We start from the raw sequence: 13,163 nt of genomic DNA, 5'->3' as shown, positions 1-13,163 counted from the left end.
TTCTGTCCGCTCTTCTCGACTCGCCCGCCGCGCCGGCCCGCGTCGCCTATGGCGGCTCCCAAGTGTTTCTTGAGGCCCTGCGAATAGAATTCCGGACGATCGGCTGAACGGGCGGATCGACAGCCCACACCTGCAGTTGCCGCCACCCACAGGTCATGTAGGGAGATGAGTGTGTCTACCGACAGGTTCGAGCGCCATGTCGTTGTCATCAACGAAGAGGAGCAGTACTCGATCTGGCCCGAAGGAAAAGCGATACCGGCCGGCTGGCGGGCGGTGCGGGAGCCGGCCCCCAAGGAGCAGTGCCTGGAATACATCGAAGCGCACTGGACCGACATGCGGCCGTTGAGCCTGCGCCGCTCCATGGCGGCCGAGGGGCAGCAGCCGTCGGAGGTGGCGGGGCCGTCGGCGCCCCCGTCCCAGGAGAAGATCGCCGTTCATGGAAGGTGACCGAGGAATTCCCCGTCCGGCAGCGGCCGGACGGTCCACGAAAGCGGATGCGTCAATTCCATTCGATTCGCCGGGCGTTGTTCCTCCCGTCGTGGAGATTCTGGGACAGCCCTGGATCGGAAAGACCCGGTTGCTGCACCGGATACTCGAGGACGCCAAAAAGCACGGCTGGTCCGTCGCACATGCGGCGGCGGGACCCGCCGAAAAAGCCGCGCCCTATCAACTCTTCTCCGACGCCTTCGACGAGATTTTCTCCGAACGGGCCGAGACAGTTCTGCGGAACATACCGATCGCCTTTCAGCGTGTTCTCGGACAGGTGTTCCCCGCGTTGGACCCCGCGGTCCGGCCCGACACCGCGCCTCTCCCGTCCCCGGTACCGGCAGGACTGCTGGGGTCGGCGCTGCGCCAGGCGGTACGCGGGCTGACGGGGGCGGGCGGTCTGGTGCTCGCGCTGGACAACGCCCACTGGGCGGATCCCGCCTCGCTGGAACTGCTGGAGAGCCTCGTGCGCAGGCCGCCCGACGCCCGGCTGGTCATCGTGGTCGCCCATCGCGACCGCCAGTCGCCACTGCGTCTGCGCGGACTCCTGGCGTCCGTGCCCGGAGCACGCAGGATCGAACCGGGCCCCCTGTCAGGGCAGGAGCTCGACGCACTCCTGCCCGACGCGACGCCCCGGCCGGTGCGCAGGACCCTGCTCCACCGGTCGGGCGGCAACCCCGGCCTGCTGCTGGCCCTGGCCGCTTCCCCCCGCGCCCACGGGGGGACCGCGCCGGACGCCCCGGGACTCACCCCGCTCACCCGTTTCCTGGACGAGTTCCGCGCCGTGTCCGACGACGGCTGGCTCGCCGCGCAGTCCGCGGCGGTCCTCGGCGACCCGTTCACCCTCCAGGAACTGCGGTCCATCACCGAACTGCCCGCCGAACGCCTCACGGCCGCCGTCGCGGAGTTGCTGCGCGAGGACATCGTCCGGTCCGGTGAACCGGCGGCGGACCACTACCGTTTCCGCCACTCCCTGCTGCGGGCCACGGCCTATCACAGCACCGGCGAGCAGTGGCGGCTCGCGGCGCACACCGCGGCCACCTGGCTCGTCCGGCTGCCCGCCCCGTGCGTCCATACGCAGACCGGAGCGGTGTCGCACCGAACGCCGGTGGCCGACCGGGTCCGCTCGGGGCTGCTGCCGCGGGAGTCCGGCACCGCCCTCGGGGACGCGGCCCTCCTGCACGAGCAACGGGTGCGCACGGGTAAGGCCCTGGTCGTCGCGGGCCGACCGAGCGAGGCCCTCGACATCCTCGACCGGACGTCGTCGCCCGGCGCCGACGTGCCGCCCGTCCAGCGGGCGGAGGCGGCCGAGTGGCGAGCCAGGGCCCACCGGCTGCTGGGCAGGTACGCCCTCGCCGATTCGCTGCTGGAAACGGTGCGCCCGGACGTGGCCGGCGAACCCGAGGCGCTCGCGCTGGTCGATCTGGCGCGGCTCGCGGCAGCGCTGGAACGCGGAGGTCCGCTGCCCGGCGATGAACCGCCCGCGGTGCGCTGGGCCACCGGCCGGCCCGACCCGCTGGCCCGGGGGTACGCCCGGGCGCTGCTCGGCGCCCAGGACGCGGACGCGGGCCGCACCGCACAGGCCGCCGTCCGCCTCGGTGAGGTGGCCGACCTGCTCGACGGTCTCGACGACACCACCCTCATCGGCCGGCTCGACGTTCTCTACTGGCTGGCCAGGGCCCTTGCCCGGCTGGAGCGGGACGCGGAGGCCGCACGCCACTTCGAGCGCGGTCTTGGCATCGCCGCGGCGCACGAACTCGACTACCTGGTGCCGCAGTTCGCCACCGGGCTCGCCGAGGCACGGCTGCGGCTCGGGCGCATCGACCTGGCGGTCGAGTCGGGGCACCGGGCGATGCGCGCCGCGGACCGGATCGGGAGCGACTGCCTGCTGGCCGAAGCCGGTGCCGGGCTCGCCCGGGCGGCGTGGATCAGCGGCGACCGGGCGGCTGCCCGGCACACGGCGCGCGAGGCAGCACAGCGGGCGGCGGCCTGGCACGAGCCGTGGGCGGACCGCGTACGGCTGTCGCTGCTCGAGACGACCTTCGACACGGGCGACCAGGAGCTGTGCAAGGAACTCCTGTCGACGGGAACCGTACGGCGCGCCGCCTCGTTCCCCGTCGTCTCGATGGTCCCGGCCGTCGCCGAGGTCCTCGCCCGGCTCGAAGGGGAGCGGCGCGGTTCGGCCGCCGAGGCGGGGCGCTGGGCGACGGCGGCCGAGGAGGCCGCGGGCCGCATGCGGTTGCCGGGGGCGACGGGCCTGGCGCTGCTGGCCCGCGCACACCACCACCGGGTCACCGATCCGCTCAGGGCCGCCGTCTTCGCTTCGAGCGCGGTCGTCACGCTGACCCGGGCCGGCCGGCCGCTCGACGTGGTCCGCGCCCATCTGGCGGTCGCGGCGGCCTGGGCCGGCATCGACTCCGCGGTGGCGCGCAGCCAGCTCGACGAGGCGCAGGTCCTGCTGCGGGGCCGGGGGGCGCACGGATATCTGGACCACGCGGACGGCCTGGCCACGAACGCGCGGCCGCAGGCGGCCGATGCCCGGCTGGCCAAGTTGAGCAGCCGGGAGCGGGAGATCTCGGTGCTGGTCAGTGACGGTTGCACCAATCAGCAGATCGCCCGCGCGCTCCAGCTCAGTCACAAGACCGTGGAGACGCATCTCGGGCGGATCTTCAAGAAGCTCGACGTCGGTTCGCGGGCCCAGGTCGCCACCTCGATCGGCCGGGCCGCCAGGTTCACGGACGTGCGGTTCGCCGACCGGCCTGCCCCGGTCGGCGCGTCAGATCAGATCGCGTAGCAGCTCACTGGCACCGGCCGCGATCGTGCCCGCTGAGGCGTCGCGGTAGAGCCGGGCCGCTGTGGACTCGTCCAGGCACCCTTGCGCCCCATGGAATTGGAGACAGACGTGAGCAGCCCGCACCGCGAGCTCGGTCGCCTTGAGCTTGAGCACGGTCGCCGTCCGGCTGTCCAGCTCGCCGCGGCTGTGCAGCAGGGCCGCGTGCCGGCCGTACTGGGCGACCAGTTCGTGGTCGGCCGTGAGTTCGGCGAACGCGTGGCGGACGGCCTGGTGCCCGTAGAGCGGTGTGTCCTTGACCCGGCGTCGGCGTATGTGCCCGTCCAGCAGCTCCAGACAGTGGGCGACGCCGCCGACCGCGAGGAGACCCGCGGCCAGGCGCTCGAAGTCCAGGCCCTGGACCACGTGCATCAGCGCGCGGTCCCGGCGGCCGAGCAGCCGGTCCTCGGGGACGGCGACGTCCTCGAACACGACCTTGCAGACGTCGGCGGAGCGCCAGCCGAGCATCCGCTGCCGGGTGCGGTGCACCCCCGGGGTGTCGGCGTCGATCAGCAGCAGGCTCACGCCGGTCAGGCCCCGTGGCGCCGCCGTCTCCTCCCGTGTCCTGACGAGGACGACGAAGAACGACGCCTGGGAGCCGTTGGCGACGTAGAGCTTCTCGCCGTCGACCCGCAGGCCGCCGCCGTCGCGGGGGCGCGCCCGGGTCCGGAGCCCGCTGAGGTCCGAACCGGCCTCCGCCTCGGTGATGGCGAGGGCCGCGAGACGTTCGCCCCGTCGGGCCGGCTCCAGGTACGCCTCCTTCTGCGCGGGCGTACCGAACAGGTCGAGGTACGAGGTGGCCATGTAGGCGTGTACGCCGATGCCGGCGCGCAGGCCCGCGTAGCCGGTGCGGCCCAGTTCTTCGAGGAGGATCGCGCTCTCGAGGAACGCCTCGCCCCGGTGACCGCGGGCGAGCAGCCCTTCCGCCGCGAGGGCCTTCCACAGCCCGGGGTCCGGGTGGCCCTGCTCCTCCCACCGGTCGGCGTGCGGGAGGACGGTGTCGCGCAGGACATCGCGCACCCGCGTGCGGAACTCCTCGTGCCGCGGGGTCTCCCAGGAGGCGCGGTTCACTGCGCACCGCCCACGGCGTGCTCGGCCACCAGGGCCTGCCGGTCCACTTTCCCGGTCCCGGACAGAGGGAGGGAGTCCCGCAGATGGATCGCCGTCGGCATCATGTAACCCGGCAGGTGGACGCCGAGGAATTCGGTGATCTCCTGCACCGTGCACCGGTCGTCGCGCGGGACCGCGAACGCGATCAGCGACTTCTCCCCCGCGCCGTTCTCGCCGACCGCCACGTGGCTGAAGCGCACACCGGGGTGCCGGTCGAGGTGGTGGGCGATCTCGCTCAGTTCGATCCGGAATCCGTTGATCTTCACCTGGTCGTCGAGCCGGCCTTCGAAGACGACCTCGCCGTCCGTACGGAGTCGTCCGCGGTCGCCGGTGCGGTAGAGCCGTTCGCGTACCCCGTCGATCTCGCACTCCACGAAGTGGCCCCGGGCCGCGTCGCGCGCGTCGAGGTAGCCGGGGGACAGGCCGGGGCCGGCCAGGCAGATCTCGCCGACCCGGCCGGGCGGGCACAGGGTGTCGCCGTCCACCACGTACAGCCGGGTGTTCTGCAGCGGGCGCCCGATCGGCAGACCCGCCACGGACTCCGGCAGCCCGGGCAGGTCGAGCGGGTGGTAGGTGGCGAACGTCGTGGACTCGGTCGGGCCGTACACGTTGACGACCTTGCCGGGGCCGTAGCGGGTCACCGCCTTGCGCAGGTGCCGCATCGAGTGCGACTCGCCGCCGGTCAGGACGGTTTCGACCTGGTCGAGGGCGGCCGGCCCCTCGTCCACCACGGTGTTGAACAGCGCGGTGGTCAGGAAGACCACGGTCACGCCGTGCGAGGCGACGGTTCTCTTGAGCTCCGAGAGGCGGATCCGCCGCGACGGGTAGAGCACGCACGTCCCGCCGTGCAGCAGCGCGCCCCAGATCTCGAACGTCGCCGCGTCGAAGTAGACCGGGGCGAGCTGGAGGATCCTGGAGCGCTCGCCGAGTCTGGCGTACCGGGCGCCGAAGACCAGGCGGGCGATGCTCCGGTGCCGGATCGGCACGCCTTTGGGCCGGCCGGTGGAGCCGGAGGTGAAGTTGACGTAGGCGAGATCGTCCGGCCGCGTCCGCAGCTCGGGATCCGCCTCGACGGGCGGGGCGTCCGGCGTCGTGACGTCGAGGCCGGGGAAGCGGCCTGCGACCGCTTCGGGCGCGTCGGTGACGAGATGGGCGGCGCCGGTCTGGGCAAGGACCGAGCGGATGCGCTCCGCCGGCCACGCGAGGTCCACCGGGACGTAGTGGCCGCCGCACTTGAGGACGCCGAGGATCGCGGCGATCAGCTCGGGCGAGCGGTCGGCGCCGATCACGACGGCGGCGCCGGGGGCCACGCCGCGGCGCCGCAGCTGCGCGGCGATCCCGTTCGCCGCCCGGTTCAGGTCGCGGTACGTGATCACCCGGTCCCGGTGGACGAGCGCGGTCGCCTCAGGCAGACGGGCGGCGATCTCCTCGAAGAGCTCCTTGACGCCCCGGTCGTCGGGGTAGGGCACGGCGGTGCGGTTGATCCGCCGGTGCACGGCGAGCGCCTCTTCGCCACCGGTCAGCCTGTTCATGCCGGATCCCCGTCAGTCCAGGACCCGGGACCGGTCCCGGCTCGCCTGGATCGTCGCCGCGATCTCCTGCACGGTGCTGCGCTCGAAGAGGTCGTCGGGCGTCAGGGAGTCCTCTCCGTAACGCTCCTCGGCCTTCGCGATGAGCCGTACCGCGGTCAGCGAAGTGCCGCCCCCTGCGAAGAAGTCGTCGCCGGGGTCCGCCACCAGGAGCCCCAGCTCCCGGCAGGTGTCCACGACCCAGGACTCGATCTCTGTGCTGGCCATCGAGACGGCCTCCTAACGCGTGACGAAGGGACGACCGGTGACGGTCCGGTCGACGAAGCGGTTGTGGCCGTAGCCGTCCTTGCCGGAGACCAGCACGTTGCCGAACTTCTCCAGGCTGGCCTCGCCGCCGAACTCCACCAGCGCGTCGGAGTACGGGTAGACGCGGACGGACGTCGGCAGGTAGCGCGCCGCGAAACCGAGCCGCATCTGGTCGGTCAGGCCGCTGTGCGGGTGCGAGGCGTGCATGAGCGTCGACCAGAAGACGATGCACTGGCCCTTGCGCATCTCCATCGACACGGCCTGGGACTCGTCAGGACTCCAGTTCGGGTCCTTCTGGAGCTGCCGGTAGTCATAGCCGAAGAAGCCGCGCCGGACGCCGTCCTTCTCCTTCTTGTTGATGGAATCCGCGTCGTATTCCATCACCTTGGACTCGTCGTAGTTCATCGTCTTGTGCGAGCCCGGGATGAACTGCAGGCAGCCGTTCTCGACGGTGGCGTCGGTAAAAGCGGTCCATACGGTGATGGTGCCGCCGAATTCCGCGTCCTCGGGCCACACGATCTGGGGGTACTTCGAGCCGGCCACGTTGGAGAAGTTGTCGGCCTGGTGCCAGTCGGTCCCCTCGTCCCCGGGGTACTTGGGGAAGAACTCGGAGCGCCAGCAGAGCGTGTCCTCGCCGATCAGGCTCGTCACGGGGCCCACGATCTGCGGCCGCGTGATGTGGTCGGCCAGGAAGTCGACGTCCAGGTGACGGTCGTAGTTGGCCAGGTTGGTGGCGCCGGAGACGGCCCCGCGCTGCTGGTAGATCGACGTCTTCGTGTTGAGCAGCTTGGGCCGCAGCGCCTGCAGACTGCGCTCCATCTCCTCCGGCTCGTACACGTCGAACGGGCCGATGAACCCGTCCTCGTTGAACTGCTTGATTTCAGCGTCAGAAAGCGAGAAATCCGATATCTGCTGAGCCATGACCCACCTTTTTACTAGGAGGTTTCATCTCACATCCAATAGGTGACCACGTCGCCGAGTTCACTGTCAAGACGATTCATGGTTCCGAATTCGGAACGCCGGTCGCGACACATTGAGGTTCCTTTTTCGGAACGGAAAGGAATGTGGAGAAGATGACCAAACTTTTCGCCGTGGAGGTCGGGCGGCGCGTCAGATCACTACGGCAGCTGTACGGTCTGTCGCTGTCGGAACTGGCCCAGCGCGCGTCGATCGGCAAGGCGACTCTGTCCGGGCTTGAGACCGGTACCCGTAACCCGACCCTGGAGACCCTCTACGCCATATCCACGCAGCTCAACCTCCCGCTGGCCGTGCTGGTCGCCGATCCCGACCCGGCGGAGCGCCCCGAGGAGATCCACGGCATCGCGGTCTCCGCCACGCTGCTGGAGACGTTCACCGACCACGAGGTCACCTCGGAGCTGTACCGGATCCGTATTCGGCCGGGCATCGTGCAGGTCTCCCCGCCGCACCAGCGCGGCGTCACCGAGCACCTGACCGTCTTCTCGGGCAGGGCCCGGGTGGGACCGGCCGGGAAGCCGATGGTCGTCCCGGCCGGCAGCCACGCCCACTGGCCCGCCGACATCCCGCACATCTACACCGCGGACAGCGGCGCCGAGGTGCACGCCTCTCTCACCATCCGCCACCGCGGCTGCGTCACGGCCATGACCTTCCCACCGTCCTCCAGCATGCAAGGGGTGTCATGAACCCGCGGCAGCCGCGATCAGCGCGATCGACGAGGGAGCCGCGCGAGGAGCCGGCCGGCACCAACGGTCCGGTCTGCACGTGCGGGCCGGGGGCGACGGTGTGGCTGACCGGTCTGCCCAGCGCCGGCAAGACCACCCTCGCCCGCGCGCTGGCCGGGAGGCTGCGTGCCGAGGGACGGCGTGTCGAGGTGCTGGACGGTGACGAGATCCGGTCGTCCCTCTGCGCGGACCTGGGCTTCAGCCGTGCCGACCGCAACGCCAACGTCCAACGCGTCGGCCTGCTGGCCGAGGTACTGGCCCGCAACGGCGTCACCGCCCTGGTGCCGGTGATCGCGCCCTACGCGGCCGACCGGGAGGCCGTCCGCAGGCGACACGAGCGCAGCGGCACCCCCTATCTGGAGGTCCACGTCGCCACGCCGGTCGGCGTGTGTGCCGAACGCGATGTGAAGGGGCTCTACGCCCGGCAGGCGTCCGGGGAGATCACGGGTCTGACCGGGGTGGACGACCCCTACGAGGAGCCGGACGTCCCTGACCTGCGGATCGAGGCGCACCTCCACGGTGTGCGGGAGTGCGCGGCGACACTGCACGCGCTGCTGAGCGAGAGGGGACTGGTATGACGACGACTGCCGCGCCCGGCGCCGCCCCGGAACACGGGAGCCGCCCGCGGCACACGAGCGCCCGCCGGCCGGTCCGCGACGCTCGCCGCGCCCTGAGCCATCTGGATGTGCTGGAGTCCGAGGCGGTGCACATCTTCCGTGAGGTGGCGGGTGAGTTCGAGCGGCCGGTGATCCTGTTCTCCGGCGGCAAGGACTCGATCGTCATGCTGCACCTGGCCCTGAAGTCGTTCACACCGGCCCCGTTGCCCTTCGCCCTGTTGCACGTGGACACGGGACACAACTTCCCCGAGGTCCTCGGCTACCGGGACCGTGCGGTGGCCGCACACGGGCTGCGCCTCCATGTGGCCTCCGTACAGGAGTACATCGACCGGGGTGTGCTGCGCGAGCGGCCCGACGGGACCCGTAATCCGCTGCAGACGCTGCCGCTGACGGAGAAGATCCAGGTGGAGAAGTTCGACGCGGTGTTCGGCGGCGGGCGCCGCGACGAGGAGAAGGCCCGCGCCAAGGAGCGGGTGTTCTCGCTGCGCGACGAGTTCTCCCAGTGGGACCCGCGGCGTCAGCGCCCCGAGCTGTGGCAGCTCTACAACGGCCGCCACGCACCCGGCGAACACGTACGTGTCTTCCCGCTCTCCAACTGGACCGAGCTGGACGTGTGGCAGTACATCGCCCGCGAGAGGATCGAACTCCCGGAGCTCTACTTCGCCCACGAGCGCGAGGTGTTCGCCCGCGCCGGCATGTGGCTGGCGGCCGGCGCGTGGGGCGGCCCCGGGGACGGCGAGACACCGCAGAAGCGCCGGGTCCGCTACCGCACGGTCGGTGACATGTCCTGCACCGGCGCCGTCGACTCCGACGCCGACACCGTCGAGAAGGTGATCACGGAGATCGCGGCGTCCCGGCTCACCGAGCGGGGCGCCACCCGTGCCGACGACAAAATGTCCGAGGCTGCGATGGAAGACCGCAAGCGCGAAGGGTACTTCTAGATATGTCTACTTCTACCGTTGCCGGGGTTTCTGCCGTTGCCGAGGTCTCTATGGTTGCCGAGGTTTCTGCCGTTGCCGAGGTCGACACCCTGCGCTTCGCCACCGCCGGGTCCGTGGACGACGGCAAGTCCACGCTGGTCGGACGGCTGCTCCATGACTCGAAGTCTGTCCTCGCCGACCAGCTCGAGGCCGTCGAGCACGTCTCGCGCGGCCGCGGCCACGACACCCCGGACCTCGCACTGCTGACGGACGGTCTGCGGGCCGAGCGCGAACAGGGCATCACCATCGATGTCGCCTACCGCTACTTCGCCACGCACCGCCGCCGGTTCGTCCTGGCCGACACCCCGGGCCATGTGCAGTACACCCGCAACATGGTGACGGGCGCGTCCACGGCGGAGCTGACGGTCATCCTCGTCGACGCGCGCCACGGCATCGTCGAGCAGACCCGCCGGCACGCCGCGATCGCCGCGCTGCTGCGCGTTCCGCACGTCGTCCTCGCGGTCAACAAGATGGACCTCGTCGACTACGCGCAGCCCGTCTTCGACGCACTCGCGAAGGAGTTCGCCGCCTACGCGGGCGAGTTGGGCATCCGGAAGGTCACCTCCATCCCGGTCTCCGCGCTCGTCGGCGACAACGTGGTGGAGCCCTCCCTGACCATGGGCTGGTACGAGGGCCCGACCCTCCTGGAGCACCTGGAGACCGTCTCCGCCGACGACCGCCCCGACGAGGGGCCCGCGCGGATCCCGGTGCAGTACGTCATCCGCCCCCGGACCGCCGAACACCCTGACTATCGGGGCTATGCCGGGCAGATCACCTCGGGCCTCGTGCGCGTCGGAGATCCGGTGAGCGTGCTGCCAGCGGGCCGCACCAGCACCATCGAGGCGATCGACCTGCTCGGCGAGGCCGTGGACACCGCCTGGGCTCCGCAGTCGGTGACGGTACGGCTCCGCGACGACATCGACATCTCACGCGGCGACCTGATCGCTCCGGCCGGGGCGGCGCCCGCGGTCACCCGGAAGGTGAGCGCCGTCGTCTGCCACGTCGCGGACCGCCCCCTCGCCGTCGGCCAGCGGGTACTGCTCAAACACACCACCCGCACGGTCAAGGCGGTCGTCGACGCGATCCCCTCGCGGCTCACCCTGGACGATCTCTCCCAGCACGCGGACCCCGGGCAGCTGACGGCCAACGACATCGGCCGGGTCCTGATCCGCACGGCCGAGCCCCTCGCCCTCGACCTGTACGCCGAGTCCCGCCGCACGGGGTCCTTCCTGCTGATCGACCCCGCCGACGGGGCCACGCTCACGGCGTGCATGGCCGACGGCATCGGGTGAGAGCCTGTCTTTGAACGGGGCGTTGAAGGGGGTGCTGAAGGGGGTGCTGAACGGGGTGTTCGCCATCGCCGCCTCCGGTCGAGCGCGGGACCCCGGGCCTCCGGTCGGGTACGGGACCCCGGACCGTCCGGATCCGGCACGGTGTGGGTCGGGCCCGTCGGGTCGGGTCCGTCTTCCGTTCGGCGGCAGCGTGGTGGGCGCGGGGGCGTCAGGCCGTGTCCGGCAGGGCGTGCGCGAGGAGGGTCTCCGCCGCTGTCCGGGCGTGCCGGCCGTACTCCGCTTCGCCGAGCACCATGGCCCGGCCGGCCGCCCCGTCGGCGAGGGTGACGAGTTGTTCGGCGAGTACGACGGGTTCGCGGCAGCCCAGTTCCGTCAGCGCAGTGGCCGAGCCCGTTCGTGTGCGCAGGCTGACCGACCAGGAGGGGCAGAAGCTGCGGCAGATCGTGCGCCGGGGCAGCACCAACACGGTGCGCTACCGGCGCGCGATGATGCTGCTGGCTTCGGCCGGTGGCAGCCGCGTACCGGTGATCGCCCAACTGGTGGAGGCTGACGAGGACACCGTCCGCGACGTGATCCATCGATTCAACGAGATCGGGCTGGCCTGCCTGGACCCTCAGTGGGCGGAGGGCCGTCCCTGCCAACTTAGCCCTGACGACGAGGACTTCGTCGTGACGGCGGCCACCACCCGCCCGTGCAGACTCGGCCGGCCCTTCACCCGCTGGTCGCTGCGCAAACTCTGCGCTTACCTGCGCACAGTCCACGGCCGGGCTGACTCTTCCCGGCACCGCGATCACAGCCGCAGACAGCCGGACCGTCGATCACTTGACATATACGGCGATGGTCCGCGCGCACTCCATCGACTCGGCATGTGCGGTGTCCACCTCCAGGTCATAGGCCACACCCTGGTGCACCACATCCGCCTGGGACGCGGCCATCCCGGTCATCCGGTCACCTCGTGCGACCTCACGGCCTGCGGCAACCGCACTGTCGCACCTGACGCCGACCCACAGCACCCGCAGCTCGCCCAATGCCTTCTGCCATCGCTGCTGTGAGTCCGCTCCGCCGAGGAAGACCTCATCGACGATGACCCGGGCGCCCGCGCGGGCCATCGCGGCGACCCCCTCGATCCATGCCGCTTCCAGCGTTCGGAACTCCGGCCCGACGATCACCTGCCCGTCCGGAGCGAGCTCGATCCCGCCATCCGATGCCTGCATGGACGCTGGCATCGCCTCAACCAGCGTGTCCGTCCCGAGGGCGAGCCATGGATCGGGCAGGACTGCCTGCAGACACCGAATGATCCCGGACTTCCCCGAGCTGGAACCACCGTTGAGAACGATCACCTGAGTCATCACCGCGCCACGGTAGACGCACGAGGGCAACACTCGAAACGGATTTCCGATCGCGAGGTCACAGCCTTCCACCAGAAGCGTGGACGGGGTCTGAGAACGCCGCACATGCAGACACATTGCCCGATCCGCCATGCCGCGCCACCCGTAGCCGGTTTCCGCCAGGGAGACGTCGGCGCTGTCGGGCTCGATGATGGAAACGTGAACTCCTCTGGCTCTGCCAGGGGCCGCACAGCAGTGCGACTGGGGCCCTGGTTGCCCCCAGGACCCCAGCCTTGCGTGCGGGCGGTGAGGCGGGGCCGGCCGATCACGTTGCGGCCGGGCCCGCTTCATGCGAACTCGACCTCCCGTCCGGGCGCCTCCACCTGATCGCGCCAACCTCAGCGCGCGATCTGTCCCACGCATCCTGCAACTGCGGAGACCGCACCGAGCGCGGCGATGATCACCTGTGCTCGGACGGACGGAGCGAGCCGTTTCCGCCGGCCCGGCTCCTTTTGCCGCTTGTGCATGTTCACCCCCTCTCCATGGACGGGGCGCGCCCAGAAGATGCACTGGACGTCCGGTTCTATCCGACCTCAACTCCCCATGTGCAGACCATCTGGCGCGCTCTGGCGAACCCTGGCGAATAGTCCCGCAGCAACTGCTCGGAGAACGCGTTCGGCAAGCGGCGAAACCGGAGATCACCGAGAGGTCGTTCAGGCTGCGTAGGTCAGCCCCTCGCTCGACTCGTCACCGGTCGATCGGGGCCGCACGGCCGGTGACCGCCTCTGCCGTCATGGCAAGGTCGTGCGCCTCGTCGCGGGCTAGGAGTTGTCCGCAGCGACTCGGTTGCACACCTGGTCGGCCCACTCGGGGAGGGTGTGAGCGATGCCGCGACGCCGCAGCCGGCCGCGGATCGCCTTCGAGCTGTAGTCCTTGTCGCCCAGCACGCGGGCGGGCCCGCCCCGGGAACTTCCGCGTCGGGGGC

Annotated in this window: 12 protein-coding genes and 1 pseudogene; 7 read left to right on the top strand and 6 right to left on the bottom strand. The window is 70.8% G+C overall.

From position 1 onward, the window contains the following. The first annotated feature begins 171 nt into the window (after positions 1-171). Complete coding sequence (locus ACZ45E_RS34340; RefSeq protein WP_468228683.1) at positions 172-447, top strand: MbtH family protein; 276 nt, start codon at positions 172-174, stop codon at positions 445-447. 91 nt (positions 448-538) lie between these two features. After that, entirely contained in the window at positions 539-3,280 is a 2,742-nt protein-coding gene (locus ACZ45E_RS34335; protein ID WP_468228681.1) for an ATP-binding protein, read from the top strand. On the opposite strand, the gene ACZ45E_RS34330 is transcribed toward ACZ45E_RS34335, so the two are convergent. From ACZ45E_RS34330 to ACZ45E_RS34315, 4 genes are read right to left on the bottom strand one after another with little or no spacing between them, the layout of a single operon-like run. Beyond that, positions 3,263-4,387, bottom strand: coding sequence for an acyl-CoA dehydrogenase family protein (locus ACZ45E_RS34330; RefSeq protein WP_468228678.1), 1,125 nt, complete (start codon positions 4,385-4,387; stop codon positions 3,263-3,265). The genes ACZ45E_RS34335 and ACZ45E_RS34330 overlap by 18 nt on opposite strands. Next, a complete protein-coding gene (locus ACZ45E_RS34325) occupies positions 4,384-5,958 on the bottom strand; it encodes an amino acid adenylation domain-containing protein (protein WP_468228675.1) in 1,575 nt (524 codons plus the stop codon). The genes ACZ45E_RS34330 and ACZ45E_RS34325 overlap by 4 nt, the downstream gene beginning before the upstream one ends. Positions 5,959-5,970: 12 nt before the next feature. After that, positions 5,971-6,222 carry a phosphopantetheine-binding protein gene (locus ACZ45E_RS34320; protein WP_468228674.1) on the bottom strand — a complete coding sequence of 84 codons (252 nt, stop codon included), beginning with the start codon at positions 6,220-6,222 and terminating at the stop codon, positions 5,971-5,973. 12 nt (positions 6,223-6,234) lie between these two features. Beyond that, a complete protein-coding gene (locus ACZ45E_RS34315) occupies positions 6,235-7,182 on the bottom strand; it encodes a chlorinating enzyme (protein WP_468228671.1) in 948 nt (315 codons plus the stop codon). Between the two features lie 152 nt (positions 7,183-7,334). Between ACZ45E_RS34315 and ACZ45E_RS34310 the strand changes: the two genes are divergently transcribed. From ACZ45E_RS34310 to ACZ45E_RS34295, 4 genes are read left to right on the top strand one after another with little or no spacing between them, the layout of a single operon-like run. After that, entirely contained in the window at positions 7,335-7,922 is a 588-nt protein-coding gene (locus ACZ45E_RS34310; RefSeq protein ID WP_468228669.1) for a helix-turn-helix domain-containing protein, read from the top strand. Then, positions 7,919-8,539, top strand: coding sequence for an adenylyl-sulfate kinase (gene cysC, locus ACZ45E_RS34305; protein WP_468228667.1), 621 nt, complete (start codon positions 7,919-7,921; stop codon positions 8,537-8,539). The genes ACZ45E_RS34310 and cysC overlap by 4 nt, the downstream gene beginning before the upstream one ends. Beyond that, positions 8,536-9,519, top strand: coding sequence for a sulfate adenylyltransferase subunit CysD (cysD, locus tag ACZ45E_RS34300; protein ID WP_468228664.1), 984 nt, complete (start codon positions 8,536-8,538; stop codon positions 9,517-9,519). Before cysC ends, cysD begins: the two co-directional genes overlap by 4 nt. Before the next feature lie 50 nt (positions 9,520-9,569). After that, positions 9,570-10,850, top strand: a complete 1,281-nt coding sequence (locus ACZ45E_RS34295) for a sulfate adenylyltransferase subunit 1 (protein ID WP_468228662.1) — start codon at positions 9,570-9,572, stop codon at positions 10,848-10,850. Positions 10,851-11,058: 208 nt separating this feature from the next. On the opposite strand, the gene ACZ45E_RS34290 is transcribed toward ACZ45E_RS34295, so the two are convergent. Beyond that, complete coding sequence (locus ACZ45E_RS34290; RefSeq protein WP_468228794.1) at positions 11,059-11,316, bottom strand: hypothetical protein; 258 nt, start codon at positions 11,314-11,316, stop codon at positions 11,059-11,061. On the opposite strand from ACZ45E_RS34290, the pseudogene ACZ45E_RS34285 reads away from it, so the two are divergent. Then, a pseudogene (locus ACZ45E_RS34285) lies at positions 11,231-11,617 on the top strand (helix-turn-helix domain-containing protein); the annotation flags it as partial. The gene ACZ45E_RS34290 and the pseudogene ACZ45E_RS34285 sit on opposite strands and share 86 nt — an antisense overlap. 51 nt (positions 11,618-11,668) lie before the next feature. Here the strand turns inward: ACZ45E_RS34285 and cpt are convergent. Continuing rightward, positions 11,669-12,199 carry a chloramphenicol phosphotransferase CPT gene (gene cpt / locus ACZ45E_RS34280; protein WP_468228791.1) on the bottom strand — a complete coding sequence of 177 codons (531 nt, stop codon included), beginning with the start codon at positions 12,197-12,199 and terminating at the stop codon, positions 11,669-11,671. Between the last annotated feature and the right edge of the window lie 964 nt (positions 12,200-13,163).

The sequence above is a fragment of the Streptomyces sp. NPDC030991 genome, assembly GCF_055571235.1.
Note: the sequence above shows the minus strand (reverse complement) of the source record. Positions and strands in the feature narration are given on the sequence as shown.